A 16207-nucleotide genomic window follows, 5' to 3' on the forward strand; every position below is an offset into this window, starting at 1 on the left:
TGTATTAGCTAAAAGTATTGGTCACTTCCTGCAGATCACGATCGTCCAGCTCACGTTCAAAGCTGCGCAGACGTTTGTAGATGGACATCAGTTCTACCAGGGTGGTCCAGGAGCTGATCAGGTACTGGAACGACCCGCGAACCTGACCGAAAACGTTGGTGATCTGCGTCATCAGACCGAGCGTAATCGTACCCGCAACAATCGACGGGAACAGCAGGAACAAACCGAAAACATTATCCACCTGCAGATACAAAATACGGGCAATGTTGAAATACATATAGTGGAAGTAGAGTCGGAAGTAGTTACGACGCACGGCGCCAAACAGCTCGCGGACGGTCGGCGGCGAGGCGCGGTTGGCGTCATCTTCACCGTACACCAGTTCTTTACGGTAAGCGGCTTCCACGCGTTGATTTTTAAACTCCAGGCCCGGCAGTTTGATCCCCACTACCGCCAGCAGGCCCGTACCCATCAGCGACCAGACGATCGCGGCAATCACCAGACCATACGGTAGATGGCCGACAATAGGCAGATCCGGCACATGCGCCGAGAGTGTAACCAACACGGGCAGGAAGGCAATAAGCGTCATAATGGCATTGATAAAGCTTACGCCCATATCTTCAAGGGTGGAGGCAAAACGCATGGTGTCTTCCTGCACACGCTGCGCCGCACCTTCGATATGGCGCAGGTGTTGCCAGTGCGCCATATAGTGTTCGTTCATCGCAGTACGCCAGCGGAAAACATAGTGGCTGACGAAGAAGTTGTTCATCACGCCAATGACCACAGCAATAAGAGCGATACCAAGGAAAATACCTACCTCATGGTAGAACTGATTAATGGTCACTTTATGCGGTGAACTCAGCGCGGTCTGGATCAGATCATAGAACGGTGCATACCAGGCGTTAACTGCTACACCCACTTCTACAAGGAACCAGGTCACAAAGATAATCAGCGATGTGCCGAGGATCGACCAGTACTGCCAACGGTGCGGAGAATACACAAACCAGAACAGCGCAAACGCCCCTACGCACACCGTGTAGTAGGCGTAAAATAGCAGATAGCTCAGCGACCAGAAGCGCGCCGCGCTAATCGGCACCTCGCCTGTCGCGCCCGTGATTTGCGTCAGCCATGCGCCGCCGCCCGCCTGCCAGAAAATGACAGCGATGAGTGCCCAAATAAATGCCGACAGGAAAAAAGGCCCCGGCTTTGGGAAAAAAGACTTAAACATAATGCTTCCTTCTTGTTGTTATGGCTGTTGCTATGCTCAACACATCACCACACGAAAATCGTGCCTGAGCCCGTCTTCAGGCTCAGGCAAAAAGGTCAGACCCGAGGGTTAATTATTAGTTCGCTTTCCAGTTTTCGAGAATTGTTTCGGTCCGTTTCACTGCGAGAGGATTCGCCGGCGCGATGAAGTTACGCCAGACGTCGTTGTGGTGGTTAATCAGGATCTGCGCTTCTGCCGCCGGGCGATTGGCGGTAGTATGGGCATCTTCCGCCACGGTGATGTGATAACCCCGGCTGACGCCGTTCTTGATCGTGGCATCGACACAGTAATCCGTGGCACAACCACAGATGACAAACTCTTGAATACCCTGCTCGCGTAATAGCGCCTCAAGCGAGGTGTTATAAAACGCATCGCAGGCCGTCTTGGTAACATAGAACGCATCAGCAGGCTGGTGCAGTTCAGGCAGCAATGCAAACCCATCACTTCCCTCTTCGAGACCCCCGGCCTCGGTATGCTGGATAAAAATCACCTTGTCGGCTGCCTGCGTAAGCTGGTTGATCAGAGAGACACATTTTTCACGCTGATGACGAGGGGTTTCAAATACCCCGTTCTGCATATCGACAACCATAACCACACGCTTTTCAGACATACCGTTCTCCGTAAGATTGAGTGACACAGGTGCCTATCATAAGCCCGATGTCACAAAATGGGAGATGGCTTGCAAGTAAATTGTTCATATTTACCCATGGTTACGTTTTTCTCGCTATCGTTATGCAATTCGGGGCATTGCGCGGTTCCGATTAGTAGTATAAATACCCATTACTTTCCTCATTCACTTCATGGATGCTTTTCGTTGAAACGTTGTCTGCTCTCTTTTGCCGCGCTGTGTGCGGTGAGCTTTTCTACCGCCCAGGCAGCCCAACCGCTGACGGCGCCCGTTCTGGCTTCAGATATTGCCGATCGCTACGCGAACCTTATCTATTACGGTAGCGGCGCAACCGGGATGGCGATGGTCGTGATCGACGGCAACCAACGCGTGTTCCGCAGCTTTGGCGAAACACGCCCAGGAAATAATGTTCACCCGCAACTGGATTCCGTTATCCGTATCGCGTCCTTAACCAAGCTGATGACCAGTGAAATGCTGGTGAAACTGCTCGATCAGGGCGTGGTTAAGCTCGACGACCCGCTCAGCAAGTACGCCCCGCCTGGCGCACGTGTTCCAACCTACCAGGGCACACCAATCCGGCTTGTGAACCTTGCCACCCATACCAGCGCCCTGCCGCGTGAGCAGCCTGGTGGGGCAGCGCATCGCGACGTATTTGTCTGGCCAACGCGCGACCAGCGCTGGAACTACCTGAGCACTGCCACGCTGAAGGCGGCTCCGGGTTCGCAGGCCTCGTATTCAAACCTGGCGTTTGACCTGCTGGCGGATGCTCTCTCGACGGCGGCTGGAAAACCCTACACGCAGCTGTTTGAAGAACAGATAACCCGCCCACTGGGCATGAAAGACACCACATTTACCCCTTCCCCGGATCAGTGCCGTCGTCTGATGGTGGCAGAGAAAGGCGCCAGCCCCTGTAATAACACGCTGGCGGCCGTGGGTAGCGGCGGGGTGTATTCCACTCCTGGCGACATGATGCGCTGGATGCAGCAGTTCCTTTCATCGGATTTCTATTCTCGCAGCAACCAGGCCGATCGCATGCAGACCCTGATTTATCAGCGCACTCAACTGCACCGCGTCATCGGGATGGACGTGCCGGGTAAAGCCGATGCGCTCGGCCTGGGCTGGGTCTATCTGGCACCGAAAAATGGTCGTCCAGGTATTATTCAGAAAACTGGCGGCGGCGGTGGATTTATTACGTATATGGCGATGATCCCGCAGTCTAACGTAGGTGCATTTGTGGTGGTCACCCGCTCTCCACATACGCGTTTCGTCAATATGAGTGACGGTCTTAATAACTTAGTGGCTGAACTGAGTGCCAATAAAGCCCAGGTGCTCACTGCGTCTAACTGACCTTAATATTCCGAGGGCAAGCGGTTGATACTAACCAGTTTGCCCCGGCTCATATTGATATAGTTTCCTTGCCGTAGAGCAGCGAGAACCTCGGCAACAACCGAGCGCGAAATACGCGTACTTTGTTGAATATGATTCATCACACCAATTTTTGATCGCAGTGTTTCATCCCACTCCGCCATATTCAGCAGCATGGCGCGGATCTGGTGATAGGAGTTATTTCCCACCAGCTGCATATCGCGTTTTCCCAGAATGTAATTTATCCAGGATAACCAGCCGAAAGCGTCTTGCCACAAAGAGTTCTGTTGTATCAGTTGGCGGGTAGTTTCAGTGGGCAAATAAAAGCCTGTGCAGGATGTTTTGGCCTGTACTCTATATTCCCGACAGTGATTAATCATCACTGTAGACAAACCAAAAATAAAAGGCGCTGTTGCGATGCCTACAAGCAGTTCATCAGAATGACGATAGATTTCGATGATACCGGTTTGTAACACGATCGTTCGGGACTCACCACACTCGCCAGAGGTAATTAACTGTTGTGGGGCACATTTAAAAGGGGTACTGGCTGATTTCAAACACTGTTCGAGCCGGCGTAATTCAGAAAGTGGTTTCGCATTAACGTTCATGCAGACCTCAAGGAATCCGTATTTGTCGGTTCAATATTATTTTTATTTCTGTATATAAAAAGCGGGGGGATATCCCCCGCTTTATTCATTACCAGGTATATTTCACACCCAGATTTGCGCCCCAGTTCTGGTCAACGTCGCCGCCGCCCAGATAAGTGGCATCAGTGTAAGCACTGAAGTTCTTCGTGAAACTGAACTGGGTGCCCAGCCCTACCCGCACAGCTGAGCCTTTCACGCCGTTATCAATGCTGTCACCGTTAATATCAGTATTGTTATCGGCATCATCATACACGTAGGCCAGTTTGAAGTAAGGGGTCAGAGCCTGATCGCCACCGTAGTTGAAGGTGTAACCCGCATCAACACCGAGTTCATAACGCAGGCTATCGTAAGATTGCCCATCCATGCGCATGTCATTGCTGAGACGATAGTCATCACCGGACTGGAAGAGGCCAGACACCGCTGCGTATGGCGTAACGTAGCCGGAGAGGTTTGGCTTCCAGTCATAGCCCAGTTTCAGCCCAAAACCCACTGCGTCATTGGTGGTGTTACCGTCAACATACTGACCGTTGCTCATGTTAGCAGAGAGATCGCTGTTGAAGCGGGTGTAGCTCAGGGAACTGTCGAGGAACAGATCGCTCATGAACTTCGCCGACGCGTAGATCATCGCCGTCTGGCTGTCCTGATCGACTTGACCGGTACGATCGCTGATATCCCCCTTCGCGAAACCCGCCGCTCCGCCGACGATCCACTTCGCGTCATTACCGTCAATCTGGGTATCCAGACCTACCATAATACCGCTCACGTCCTGATCGTAGCTGATTACACCATTGTCACCGTCGAAGTTGCCACCGAAATAGCTCACCCACGCTCCGCCGTTATCCGCCAGGCCGTGACGGCTGTTGGTCAGACGTGCTCCTACGGTATCCTGCTGCAGGTTCCAGATATTGGTATTGGCAGAAGGGATGCTCAGCGCCATATTCGCGTAGTCGGTCAGCGCTTTCTGCTGGAGGATAACGGAGTCACCCTGCTGCTGCGCCTGATAGGTGTAAGCACCTAAATCGGCTTTATTTGCGGCAGTAAAGCTGGCGGCAGTATCCGCGTTATTGTCATAGACGCGAACGATCTCTTTGTTTTTGTAATCGGCTACGGAACCGGCACCGGTCGCATCGTCGATGCGTACTTTGTAATTGCCCGCAACGTCACCGTTCACCGCCAGATGACCGTCAGAGTTAATCGCCACAACGCCGTAGTCATAATCGGCATTGTGCTTATCGTTGGTGATATAGCGCGCGTTGTTCAGATCGCTGTTCAGCACGTAGTCACGGCTGGCAACGTTCAGCACACCACCATCGCTCAGCACCATATTGTGCGTATCAACCTGACCCAGCCCCAGCGCCAGCTCTGCACCGTTATCCACGGTAATGGTGTTGGCATAGAGATCGGCCGTTTCTTCCGTCAGTGCCGCGCGGCTATCGCTGTCCAGATACAGATGGTCGGTGGCTACGCCGCCGCTGTCGCCGATATTCAGCGATGAAGCATTAGTCAGAGTAATGGAATCAGCCAACAGGCCTGAGTTTTCAACATTGACCTGCGACTGATTGTTTACCGTCAGCGTGTCGATGTTAGAAATCTTGCGGGTATCCCACTCAGAGCCATTATCCAGCGTAACGTTGAAAAGACCGCTCTGATATACCTCTTCTCCCGCAACGTGTCCGTTGCTGTCATAGGTGGAGTCGGGCCAAATGCTGTTAGGGGACAGCGTGCTCCAGTCTACGTTGCTATAGCCCAGGCCGTACATCTGAGCCGTGCCGATAGCCTCGACACTGGACTGTGCCGCGCCGACCCATTTGCTGCCGTTAGTGAGAGTCACATCCAGCTTATCGGTACCGTCCCAACCATTAGTAGTGGGGTTATAGATGCCATCCTCGGTGGCATCGGTTGCCGGATCGCCATTCGGATAGAAGTTATTATCGAAGGTACTGGAGAACAGAATATCGCCAGTGATGGTGGAATGATCGAACGTAGCAGAGGTCTGCATCGCATTGTCAGATTCGCTGGCTGCCACAATCAGCGCCGCATCATCTGCAGCTGTCGCATTGGTTTCACCATAGTCGCTCGGCTTCGCGGTTTGACCATAGAACCCGCTGGTACCTAAATCGCTATACGCGCCAGAAGTCAGTACAGAATCTTTCACCAGAAGTGTGTCGGTAAACACATTGCTGCTGTTAGCCACGCCTTCAACGCCATCGTATGGGGTGTTATCCAGTTCCTGATAACCCTGCGTCAGAGTAATACCGGCAACGTGAGAATTATTCTGGATAACAATATCCGATTCCACATCCAGGGTAATCGCATTACCCAGACCATAAGTATCAAGATAATGTGTTTCCGTATTTTCCCCGTTAACAACATCATACGCATAGTGCTCGTAAGTGTCGTTAATGGTGGAATTGTCGACGGTCAGGCTAAAACGATCGTACTGAGAATGGATCGTACCGTCAGTATCCAGGCCATCAGAACACGAAGCAGTCATACATTGAGAGGTGATCATGCCATTAATGGTGCTGTTGGAAATGCTCAATGCATTCGCCCGACCATTAACACCCTCATCCAGATAATATGTTGAAATAACACCATTCACGGTGGATTTATTCATCACTGGATAAATATCACCGTCGTGAGCAACGTCCGAGTCATTCCAGTCAATATAACCATAATACCATGGCGAGGATGCTGTATTATCGTATCCAAAAGTATTATATGTCGTACCGGAAATATCCTTCGCATTGGCCTGAGAAGCGATAGCCAGGGTGCAGGCTAATGCAAGTTGAGATACAACCAGTTTCTTTTTCCATGTTTGCATTGGGTCATCCCTCCTCAGGGACGTAAGCAAGTTTGTCCATCAATCATTTGGCAATATTTATTGCGGAGGGAATTATGCATTTTCAATTCGAAAAGGTTCAATGAATGTTTCCATTAAGTCCGTATCCAGACAATTGACCTTAAGATACATGGAAAGAATAGGGTCACAATAGATAAATATTATAAAAACATAACGTTAAAATACTTACCAGCAGATACGAAATATATAATCAAAAATAATAAATCACTTTCAACTATGCATGACCATTAATATAGAAGTAGCACAAATATTTCATTAGCGAATATCGCAAAAAACAAAATGCCCACTTTAGTAAAACACCCGTCTTCACTTTGATGTACACTAGCCCTCTTTGTTCCACAAACATCAGGCATACCATGACCGATTTAATTGCACGCCCCCGCCGCCTGCGCAAGTCACCTGCACTGCGCGCTATGTTTGAAGAGACAACACTGACCTTAAACGATCTGGTGTTGCCGATTTTTGTCGAAGAAGAGATTGATGACTATAAGGCCATCGAAGCCATGCCTGGCGTGATGCGCATTCCGGAAAAATATCTGGCACGTGAGATCGAACGTATCGCCAATGCGGGGATCCGCTCGGTGATGACCTTCGGCATCTCTCACCATACCGACGCTACCGGTAGCGATGCCTGGAAAGAAGATGGCCTCGTCGCACGCATGTCCCGCATCTGCAAAGAGACCGTGCCGGAAATGGTAGTGATGTCCGACACCTGCTTCTGCGAATACACCTCTCATGGCCACTGCGGTGTGCTGTGCGATCACGGCGTGGACAACGATGCCACCTTGCTTAATCTCGGCAAGCAAGCGGTCGTCGCTGCCGCTGCCGGTGCGGATTTCATCGCGCCATCCGCCGCGATGGACGGGCAGGTTCAGGCGATTCGTCAGGCTCTGGATGCTGCCGGTTTTACTGACACTGCCATCATGTCCTACTCCACCAAATTTGCCTCCTCGTTCTACGGCCCGTTCCGTGAAGCAGCGGGTACAGCGCTAAAAGGCGACCGTAAAACCTATCAGATGAACCCGCTGAACCGCCGGGAAGCGATTCGTGAATCCCTGCTTGATGAAGCCCAGGGCGCAGATTGTCTGATGGTGAAACCGGCCGGTGCTTATCTCGATATCCTGCGCGACATTCGCGAGCGTACCGAGCTGCCACTGGGCGCTTATCAGGTAAGCGGTGAGTACGCGATGATCAAATTCGCCGCCCTGGCAGGTGCGATTGATGAAGAGAAAGTGGTTCTCGAAAGCCTCGGCGCGATCAAACGCGCGGGCGCGGATCTGATCTTCAGCTACTTTGCCCTGGATTTGGCCGAGAAAAAAATCCTGCGCTAATCTTCACCAAACTGCAATACAACCGACATCTGCTCCTTCTACTGTCTTCGCAAGACGGCAGGAGGAGTAATCATGTTTAGCCTCGATAGCGTTCTCGACGATCTTTGGCCTCAGGCGAGGCCAGCACCCTGGCAAAAAAGTCTGTTAAAAAGACTGTTTTACGAAGACGAATTCCAGCAATTTGCCGCAGCACACCGCCACCTGAAAGGACTGGATATGGTGGAGCAAGTTCTGGAGCACCTTGATATTCTCTGCACCGTTTCCGCCCGCGATCTCGAACAAATCCCCGAACATGGCCCACTGGTCATTATTGCCAACCACCCGACGGGTACACTTGACGGGCTGGCACTGTTGTACGCCGTCTCCAGGGTACGACGCGATGTCAAAGTCGTGACCAACCGGATGCTGACTCACCTTGAGCCCCTCAGTTCGCTGTTTATTCCTGTGGACAATATGGGTGGCAGGACGGCGAAAACGTCCCTGGTCCAGATGGAACAGCATCTGCAAAACGCAGGCGTGCTGATTTTCTTCCCGGCGGGAGAAGTTTCGCGGCCCACGCGCAAAGGCATTCGCGATAAAAAATGGCACTCTGGCTTTATCAAACTCGCCAGTAAACTGCGCGCCCCGCTGCTGCCGGTGCATATTCAGGCACATAACAGCCTGCTCTTTTATGCCAGCACGCTGGTCTCCCCGACGCTGTCGATGCTGTTGCTGATGCAGCAGATGTTCCGCCGCCGTCATAGCCAACTGCCGATTAAAATCGGCCAGCAGATTGCGTGGCATCACTGGCATAGCGCCCCCCTTTCGTCGCGTGAGATGGCCGAGCAGTGCCGACAGCACATGATGCGTCTTGGCAAGGGAGTACCTGGCGTCTTTAAAACCCAGTGCGCTATCGCTCGCCCGGAAGACCGGGCCACCCTGAAGCGCGCGCTGGCGCAGGCCGAATGTCTGGGCAAAACCAGCGACGGTAAAACCATCTATCTTTGGCAACGTAACGGTCAGGAAGATGCCCCGCTGTTGCGCGAGCTGGGCCGCCTGCGCGAAATTGCCTTTCGCGCGGTGGAAGAAGGGAGCGGTAAACGCCGGGATACCGACCGTTACGATGACGATTATCTGCACCTGATCTTGTGGGATGATGAGGATCTGGAGATCGTCGGCGCGTACCGCTTTATACCTACCGCCAGACAGGTTGAGCGTCGCGGTCTGGAAGGGTTGTACAGCTATAGCTTGTTCCACTACGACGACAAAATGCAGGATGTGCTGGAGCACGGTATTGAGCTGGGGCGCAGCTTTATTCAGCCACGCTACTGGGGACGTCGTGGACTGGATTATTTGTGGTCCGGCATTGGGGCGTACCTTGCCCGTTATCCGCACTATCGCTACCTGTTTGGCCCGGTCTCCATTTCCGGTGGCTTACCGCCTGCCGCACGGGATTTGCTGGTGGCATTTTACCGTCTCTGGTTCCCGGCGACACATCCATTAGCCGCCTCACGTCAGCCGTACCCGGCATCGCTGCCGGATGTTCTGGCACAGTTTAGCGGCGTGGATTATGTGGATGACCTGACGAAGCTTAAATCGCTGCTCGGAAACCTCGGTTGCGGCATTCCCCCGCTCTACAAACAGTATTCCGAGCTTTGCGAGCCCGGCGGCGTGCAGTTTATTGATTTCGGCAGCGACCCGACATTTAACGACTGCGTCGACGGGCTGGTGCTGGTGGATTTGTGTTACCTGAAGGCGAACCGCTATCAGCGGTATATTGAGGCGCACCTTTAAATGTGCGTTTTTTTGTAGGCCGGGTAAGCGCAGCGCCACCCGGCAAGAACGGTGCACCATTGCCGGGTGGCGGCTACGCCTTACCCGGCCTACGGGTGCGGCGGGTTAAGGACGGTAAAACGGCTTATCCCCCAAAATCGTTGCCCTCTGCATAATCCGGCGCTGCGGCAGGTAATCCGCATTGGCATAATGCTGCGTCACGCGGTTATCCCAGATCGCCAGATCGTTCTCCTGCCAGCGCCAGCGCACCTGAAACTCCGGTTTAGTGATATGCGCAAACAGGAAACTCAACAACGCCTCGCTCTCTTTTTCCGTCACGTCCACAATGCGCGTGGTAAACCCTTCGTTGACGAACAGCGCCTGCTTACCCGTCACCGGGTGAGTACGCACGACCGGATGCAGCAACGGTGGATGCTTTGCAACCGCTTCCTGCCAGCGCTGATGTTCTTCTTCGCTCTTACGGTACTTATACTCCTGGAACGATTTTTTGAAGTCATGCTCCGCCCGCAAGCCGCTCAGCAGCGTCCGGAACGGCGCGGACAACGCTTCAAAGGCCGCAATACCGCTAGCCAACAGCGTATCGCCGCCGGTTTCCGGTAACAGCTTCGCCGCCAGAATCGCCCCGGCAGGCGGCGTCTCGATAAAGGTCACATCAGTGTGCCAGTTGTCGTTATCCGGTGGATTATCGTTGTGGGTATCCAGAACGATAATCTCCTCCACGCCTTCCGCATGCGGATAGACGGGGTGGATATGCAGGTCACCAAAACGCAGCGCCAGGGCGCGCTGCTGCTGCGGGGTTATCGCCTGTTCGCGCAGGAACACCACCTGATGGCGCAGTACTGCGTGGTACAACTGCTCGAACTGGTTATCGCTCAGAGGACGGGTCACATCCAGCCCCGACACCTGCGCGCCAATATACGGCCCCAGCGGGGTAATGGTCAGACGTTCACTCATTGTATTTCTCCATGCCAGGGCGTCAGGCGGCGCTGAAACGCGCGCAGCCCCAGTTCTAATCCAAAGGCAATCACGGCGATCACCGCAATCCCAGCCAGTACCACATCAGTCGCCAGAAACTCTCCGGCAGACTGCACCATAAATCCAAGACCGCGCGTCGCCGCAATCAGCTCTGCCGCCACCAGCGTTGACCAGCCCACGCCGAGGCCGATGCGCAGTCCGGTTAAAATTTCCGGTAACGCCCCCGGTAAAATCACGAACAGCAGTACCTGCGTGCGGCTTGCCCCCAGCGACTGCGCCGCGCGGATCCGCACCTGCTGGGCGCTCTTCACCCCCGCCAGCGCCGACATGGCGACCGGGGCGAAAATCGCCAGATAAATCAGTAGAATTTTTGACGTTTCACCAATACCAAACCAGATAACCATCAGCGGCAGGTACGCCAGCGGCGGCACCGGGCGGTAAAGTTCAATCAGCGGGTCGAGAATGCCGCGCACCGTCGGGCTCAACCCCATCGCAATTCCCACCGGAATACCAATGATGACCGCCGCCAGCAGCGCCACCAGAATACGGGCCAGACTTGCCCCAAGATGCTGCCAGAGTGTGGCATCCATAAAGCCCTGTGGCCCGGCGATAGTGATGAGTTTCGCCAACACCTGTCCCGGCGGCGGCAGGAACAGCGGACTAATCCACTGCTGGGCGGCCACCAGCCACCACACCGCCAGTAATGCCAGTAGCGTGCCGACGCTCAGTGTGATTTGGTGCGAGAAAGGCCAGCGCAGCACCAGACGCGTGCGGCGCGTTTTTTCACTGAAAACGATGCTCATGAGAACGCCTCCCGTTGTTCAAACACGCGGCTTAAGACGTATTCACGCTGTTCGATAAACAGCGGGTCGGATTTAATGCTGCGCACGGGTTCTCCTGTGACGTAGCGGCGGGCAAAATCCAGCGGCAAACGCTCCAGCACGCGGCCCGGCCCCGGCGAAAGCAGCACCAGCTCCGTCGCCATAAACACCGCCTCTTCGATATCGTGGGTAATCAACAGCACCTGCTTGCCCGTCTCATGCCACAGGCGCAGTAGCAGAGTTTGCATCTGCTCGCGGGTGAAGGCATCCAGCGCCCCGAACGGCTCGTCCAGCAGCAATAGCTGTGGATTCGCTGCCAACGCGCGGGCAATACCTACGCGCTGCCGCTGACCGCCGGAAAGCTGCCAGATAAAGCGTTTTTCCGCCCCTTCCAGCCCCACTTTTTTCAACATCGTCCGTGCCGTTTCCAGCCGCTGTTCGCGACTGATGCCCGCAAGCTGTAGCCCAAACGCCACGTTTTCCTGCACATTGCGCCAGGGAAGTAATCCTTCGTTCTGGAAGACCACGCCGCGCTCGGCGCCCGGGCCTTCCACCTTTTTGCCTTCCAGTTGAATGGTGCCATGCTGATAAGGGACAAACCCGGCGATCAGATTCAGCAGCGTGGTTTTTCCGCACCCGGACGGGCCCAGCACCACCAGCAGTTCACCGCTGTCCAGCGTCAGGTTGATATCCTCCAGCGCGGGTTTACCGCCGTAATCGGCGTACAGGTTCGTAATATTCAGCATGGCGGACTCCTTATTTCACAAAACGATCGGTCACGTACTGGCTGTAATCAGCGGCCACCGCAGGCACTTTGCCCTGCTCTTTCAGGAAGGTGGCGGTATCCACAATCGCTTTGTTCACCGGCCCGGTCAGCTGCTGCACCTGCTGTGCGGGGGTCAGATAGGTATTGCCTTTCACCAGCCCCGGTACGTCCGCTTGCGGCACGCCGCTCAGGCGAGAGAGTTTTTCCAGGTTGGCGGGCTGCTTCAGCCATTCATCCGGGTTGCTGATATAGGGCTGCTGGGCGTCAATCGCGCTTTTGGCGAAGGCTTTCACCACCTCAGGGTGTTTCTCGGCGAAGTCTTTGCGCACGACCCACACGTCGAGTGTTGGTGCGCCCCACTGGCCCACTTTTTCAGAGTCGGTCAGCACGGTACCGTCTTTTTCCAGTTCGTTGACAGCCGGTGCCCAGACGTATGCGCCGTCAATATCGCCTCGCTGCCAGGCCGCGATAATTGCCGGCGGCTGCAGGTTGATAATTTGTACCTGACCCGGTTTGATGCCCCAGTGTTTCAACGCCGCCAGCAGGCTGTAGTGGGTGGTGGAGATAAACGGCACGGCGATGCGTTTGCCGATCAGATCTTCCGGTTTGGTGATGTTTTTCTTCACCACCAGCGCTTCAGAGTTACCGAGCTGCGAGGCGAGCAGGAAAACCTCGATCGGCACCTGCTGGCTGGCGGCTACCGCCAACGGGCTGGATCCGATATTGCCGATCTGCACATCGCCGGAGGCTAACGCGCGCACGACGGACGCGCCGCTGTCGAATTTACGCCAGTCGACTTTCGCCCCGCTCTCTTTGGCAAAGGTGTTGTCCGCCTGCGCGACTTTCGCCGGTTCCGCAGAGGTTTGATACGCGACGGTGACGTCCACCGCCTGCGCCTGAAATGCCCACAGCGCCAGTGCGCCGAGAAGTGTGATTCGCGATGAAATTGCCATAGTGCCTGCTCCCCTTGTTGTTATGAGGGCAGTATTTCCGGCGCGGGAATTTTGATAAAGGAATAAAAATGAATCGCTCATAACGATTCGTTTTTAGATAAAAAGCGGGAAAGGATAGTTGATTTTGTGCGGTGTTGCTTTTCCCTCTCCCGGTGGGAGAGGGTCAGGGTGAGGGCATCAGCGCTGCGCGTTCAGCTCAGCAATATCTTTCGGCGTGGTCCGACAGCATCCACCGATTAATTTGGCCCCTGCATCCAGCCACTGCGGCAAATACCCTGCCAGCGTCTCGCACGCTTCACCGTGGTGGTGCCAGGTTTTGGTTACCGCGTCATAATGCTCGCCCGAGTTCGGGTAAACCACCAGCGGCAGCGAGGTCAGACTTTGCAGGTGTTTCAGCGCCGCGGTGGTGTTTTCCAGGGCGATGCAGTTGATGCCCAGCGCGACAATCTGCGGATAATGCCCCAGCTCCGCAATCACTTCCCGCAGCGGCGTACCGTCGCTCAGGTGTTCGCTGTCCCGCAGGGTAAAGGAGAACCACGCCCGGGCGCGGGGATACTCGGCCAGGAGTGCCGCCAGCGCTTTGATTTCCCCAAAAGACGGCAGCGTTTCGCAGGCCAACAGATCCGCTCCCGCATCCAGTAGCGCTTCTACGCGTGGACGGTGGAAGGTGGTGAACTCTTCTTCGCTGCGTACATAGTCGCCACGATACTCAGAGCCGTCCGCCAGATACGCACCATACGGTCCAACGGAACCGGCCACCAGCAGCGTACCCGCATGTGGATTTTCAGCCAGATACGCTTCACGCGCCTTACGCGCCAGTTCCACGCTTTTGCCAATTAACGCCCGAGATTGCGCCTCGTCCAGACCTCGCGCTGCAAAGCCCGCAGGCGTGGCCTGATAGCTGGCGGTGATCGCCACCTGCGCGCCTGCCCGGTAGTAGTCGAGGTGAACTTCACGGATAAGATCCGGGTTTTCGACCAGCACTTTGGCAGACCAGAGGCTGTCTGCAAGATTACAACCACGAGCTTCCAGCTCCGTTGCCATCGCGCCATCCAGCACCACAAATGGCTGTTTTTCGAGGATGGCGGTAAGCGGATTATTCTGCGACATGTTCAGGCTCCTGCGATGTCATATTTCGGGTCAGGTAGTACGCACCATAACACAGGGCAACAAACGGAAGCCCGCAATAAAGGGCAATGCGCTGGCTTGGGTCAAACCACAGCCCAACACAGGCCACCACACAGAGGATAAATCCGAGCACGGGAACCAGCGGATACCATGGCGCGCGGTACTGCAAAGCCGAGAGAGGCTGGCCGGACTGTAAATGACGACGACGGAAAACAAAGTGCGACGCGCAGATGCTGATCCACACCGCCACCACCGCAAAGCCAGAAATCGCCGACAACGCCACAAACACCGTGTCCGGTGCCACCACGCTTGAGAACAGCGCCAGCACGCCGCCAAGCATAGAAACGGATAGCGCCGTCAGCGGTACGCCGTTCTTATTAACGCGAGCAAAACAGCGCGGCAGCGTTTTCTCGTTCGAAAGCGACCACAGCATGCGGCCCGAAGCATACAGCCCGGAGTTGGCCGCCGAGAGGATCGCCGTCAAAATCACAAAGTTAAAGATATCTGCCGCATAAGGAATGCCGACCTTCTCAAACACCAGCACGAACGGACTCTTTTCCACTCCCGCCTGCTGCATCGGGATCAGCGCCGCCAGTACAAATACGGTACCGATAAAGAAGATAATCAGGCGCGCGATGGTGGTACGGATAGCGACCGGAATCACCTTATGTGGATTTTCCGTTTCACCCGCTGCGATGCCGATGAGTTCGGTCCCGGAGAAAGCAAAGTTCACCGCCACCATGGTCATCAGGATCGGCAGGCCACCGTGCGGGAACCAGCCTTCAGCCGTAATATTGGTTAAGCCTGGCGCAGGCGAACCGTCCTGCATCGGGATAAAACCAAAGATTGCCGCACCGCCAAGAATAATAAAGGCAATGATGGTGATCACTTTGACCAGCGAGAACCAGAACTCGCCCTCAGCGAAGAAGCGCGTGGAGATCACGTTCAGACCAAAAATCACCGCGCAGAACACGACACACCACGCCCAGACGGGCACCTGTGGGAACCAGTACTGCATGCAGAACCCGGCAGCAGTAAAGCTCGACCCGAGCGCTACCGTCCAGGTCAGCCAGTAGAGCCATGCCACGGTATAACCCGTCGCCGGACCCAGGTAGCGTGCGGCGTAGACGTGAAATGCGCCGGTTTCCGGCATCGCCACGGAAAGCTCGCCCAGACACTGCATCACCAGCCAGACCACCAGCGCGCCTATCAGGTACGCCAGCAGCGTGCCCGCCGCCCCGGTGGTTGAAATGATGTATCCGGTATTGAAGAATAACCCTGTCCCAATCACGCCACCCAGCGAGAGCATAATCAGGTGACGTGTTTTCATGGTGCGTTTAAGCTGCCCATTTTCTTGTTGTGTTTGCATATTACCTTCTATACGTATGGACATCTAAACATCCAAAGAAGGTGTGTTATACCGCGATTGTTAATAAAAAGCTAGATGACCAGACGCAAACGGGCACGCCGCGCACTGAGTCTGGGGTGGGTGGTGAGGATCACATAAAGAATCGGACGCCAGGCCATAAGCACCTCCGCAAGCAGATACTTACAGCATGGTGCGGGAAGAGGCGATCTTCGGTCAGTCGAAAGTGGTATCCGTGAAGAGCGGATTCATACCGTAACACTGCCCGCCACCCGGCGTAAGGTTGGTAATTCTCACAATCAGTTCTATAGTCGACACAGTTTCTTA

13 protein-coding genes are annotated in these 16207 nt (G+C 54.7%); 3 read left to right on the forward strand and 10 right to left on the reverse strand.

The features are described 5' to 3' along the window. Positions 1–4: 4 nt before the first annotated feature. On the reverse strand, positions 5–1225 hold the full coding sequence (sbmA, locus tag WB237_RS12365; protein WP_336213318.1) for a peptide antibiotic transporter SbmA: 1221 nt from the start codon (positions 1223–1225) through the stop codon (positions 5–7). Positions 1226–1340: 115 nt separating this feature from the next. Then, a complete protein-coding gene (locus tag WB237_RS12370) occupies positions 1341–1874 on the reverse strand; it encodes an isochorismatase family protein (RefSeq protein WP_336213320.1) in 534 nt (177 codons plus the stop codon). 204 nt (positions 1875–2078) lie between these two features. Between WB237_RS12370 and ampH the strand changes: the two genes are divergently transcribed. Beyond that, complete coding sequence (ampH, locus tag WB237_RS12375; protein ID WP_336213322.1) at positions 2079–3239, forward strand: D-alanyl-D-alanine-carboxypeptidase/endopeptidase AmpH; 1161 nt, start codon at positions 2079–2081, stop codon at positions 3237–3239. 2 nt (positions 3240–3241) lie between these two features. On the opposite strand, the gene WB237_RS12380 is transcribed toward ampH, so the two are convergent. Then, positions 3242–3865, reverse strand: a complete 624-nt coding sequence (locus WB237_RS12380) for a helix-turn-helix domain-containing protein (protein WP_336213324.1) — start codon at positions 3863–3865, stop codon at positions 3242–3244. 88 nt (positions 3866–3953) lie between these two features. After that, on the reverse strand, positions 3954–6728 hold the full coding sequence (locus tag WB237_RS12385; protein ID WP_336213327.1) for an autotransporter outer membrane beta-barrel domain-containing protein: 2775 nt from the start codon (positions 6726–6728) through the stop codon (positions 3954–3956). A 395-nt stretch (positions 6729–7123) separates the two neighbouring features. Between WB237_RS12385 and hemB the strand changes: the two genes are divergently transcribed. Both hemB and WB237_RS12395 read left to right on the forward strand, forming a co-directional pair. Beyond that, positions 7124–8098, forward strand: coding sequence for a porphobilinogen synthase (hemB, locus tag WB237_RS12390; protein ID WP_028017695.1), 975 nt, complete (start codon positions 7124–7126; stop codon positions 8096–8098). Positions 8099–8170: 72 nt separating this feature from the next. Then, positions 8171–9871 (forward strand): lysophospholipid acyltransferase family protein, encoded by a 1701-nt coding sequence (locus WB237_RS12395; RefSeq protein ID WP_336213329.1) that lies wholly within the window; start codon positions 8171–8173, stop codon positions 9869–9871. Positions 9872–9976: 105 nt separating this feature from the next. On the opposite strand, the gene tauD is transcribed toward WB237_RS12395, so the two are convergent. The 6 genes from tauD to mmuP form a co-directional block, all read right to left on the reverse strand. Continuing rightward, positions 9977–10825 carry a taurine dioxygenase gene (tauD, locus tag WB237_RS12400; protein ID WP_336213331.1) on the reverse strand — a complete coding sequence of 283 codons (849 nt, stop codon included), beginning with the start codon at positions 10823–10825 and terminating at the stop codon, positions 9977–9979. Continuing rightward, on the reverse strand, positions 10822–11649 hold the full coding sequence (tauC, locus tag WB237_RS12405; RefSeq protein ID WP_336213333.1) for a taurine ABC transporter permease TauC: 828 nt from the start codon (positions 11647–11649) through the stop codon (positions 10822–10824). The genes tauD and tauC overlap by 4 nt, the downstream gene beginning before the upstream one ends. Beyond that, on the reverse strand, positions 11646–12413 hold the full coding sequence (tauB, locus tag WB237_RS12410; protein WP_336213336.1) for a taurine ABC transporter ATP-binding subunit: 768 nt from the start codon (positions 12411–12413) through the stop codon (positions 11646–11648). The genes tauC and tauB overlap by 4 nt, the downstream gene beginning before the upstream one ends. Positions 12414–12423: 10 nt before the next feature. Beyond that, complete coding sequence (gene tauA, locus WB237_RS12415; protein ID WP_049007686.1) at positions 12424–13386, reverse strand: taurine ABC transporter substrate-binding protein; 963 nt, start codon at positions 13384–13386, stop codon at positions 12424–12426. Between the two features lie 177 nt (positions 13387–13563). Further along, positions 13564–14496: a homocysteine S-methyltransferase gene (gene mmuM, locus WB237_RS12420; protein WP_028017700.1), complete on the reverse strand. Its 933-nt coding sequence runs from the start codon at positions 14494–14496 to the stop codon at positions 13564–13566. Next, on the reverse strand, positions 14483–15883 hold the full coding sequence (mmuP, locus tag WB237_RS12425; protein WP_128348695.1) for an S-methylmethionine permease: 1401 nt from the start codon (positions 15881–15883) through the stop codon (positions 14483–14485). The genes mmuM and mmuP overlap by 14 nt, the downstream gene beginning before the upstream one ends. Between the last annotated feature and the right edge of the window lie 324 nt (positions 15884–16207).

It is taken from the genome of Enterobacter sp. P82, assembly GCF_037053385.1.
Taxonomy (GTDB): Bacteria; Pseudomonadota; Gammaproteobacteria; order Enterobacterales; family Enterobacteriaceae; genus Enterobacter.

Excerpts from the sequence above, each read along its gene's own strand:
- WB237_RS12370 (WP_336213320.1), bottom strand. The coding sequence starts at position 1,874 with ATGTCTGAAAAGCGTGTGGTTATGGTTGTCGATATGCAGAACGGGGTA.
- WB237_RS12395 (WP_336213329.1), top strand. The coding sequence starts at position 8,171 with ATGTTTAGCCTCGATAGCGTTCTCGACGATCTTTGGCCTCAGGCGAGG.
- tauD (WP_336213331.1), bottom strand. The coding sequence starts at position 10,825 with ATGAGTGAACGTCTGACCATTACCCCGCTGGGGCCGTATATTGGCGCG.
- tauC (WP_336213333.1), bottom strand. The coding sequence starts at position 11,649 with ATGAGCATCGTTTTCAGTGAAAAAACGCGCCGCACGCGTCTGGTGCTG.
- sbmA (WP_336213318.1), bottom strand. The coding sequence starts at position 1,225 with ATGTTTAAGTCTTTTTTCCCAAAGCCGGGGCCTTTTTTCCTGTCGGCA.
- mmuP (WP_128348695.1), bottom strand. The coding sequence starts at position 15,883 with ATGCAAACACAACAAGAAAATGGGCAGCTTAAACGCACCATGAAAACA.
- tauA (WP_049007686.1), bottom strand. The coding sequence starts at position 13,386 with ATGGCAATTTCATCGCGAATCACACTTCTCGGCGCACTGGCGCTGTGG.
- hemB (WP_028017695.1), top strand. The coding sequence starts at position 7,124 with ATGACCGATTTAATTGCACGCCCCCGCCGCCTGCGCAAGTCACCTGCA.
- mmuM (WP_028017700.1), bottom strand. The coding sequence starts at position 14,496 with ATGTCGCAGAATAATCCGCTTACCGCCATCCTCGAAAAACAGCCATTT.
- tauB (WP_336213336.1), bottom strand. The coding sequence starts at position 12,413 with ATGCTGAATATTACGAACCTGTACGCCGATTACGGCGGTAAACCCGCG.
- WB237_RS12380 (WP_336213324.1), bottom strand. The coding sequence starts at position 3,865 with ATGAACGTTAATGCGAAACCACTTTCTGAATTACGCCGGCTCGAACAG.
- WB237_RS12385 (WP_336213327.1), bottom strand. The coding sequence starts at position 6,728 with ATGCAAACATGGAAAAAGAAACTGGTTGTATCTCAACTTGCATTAGCC.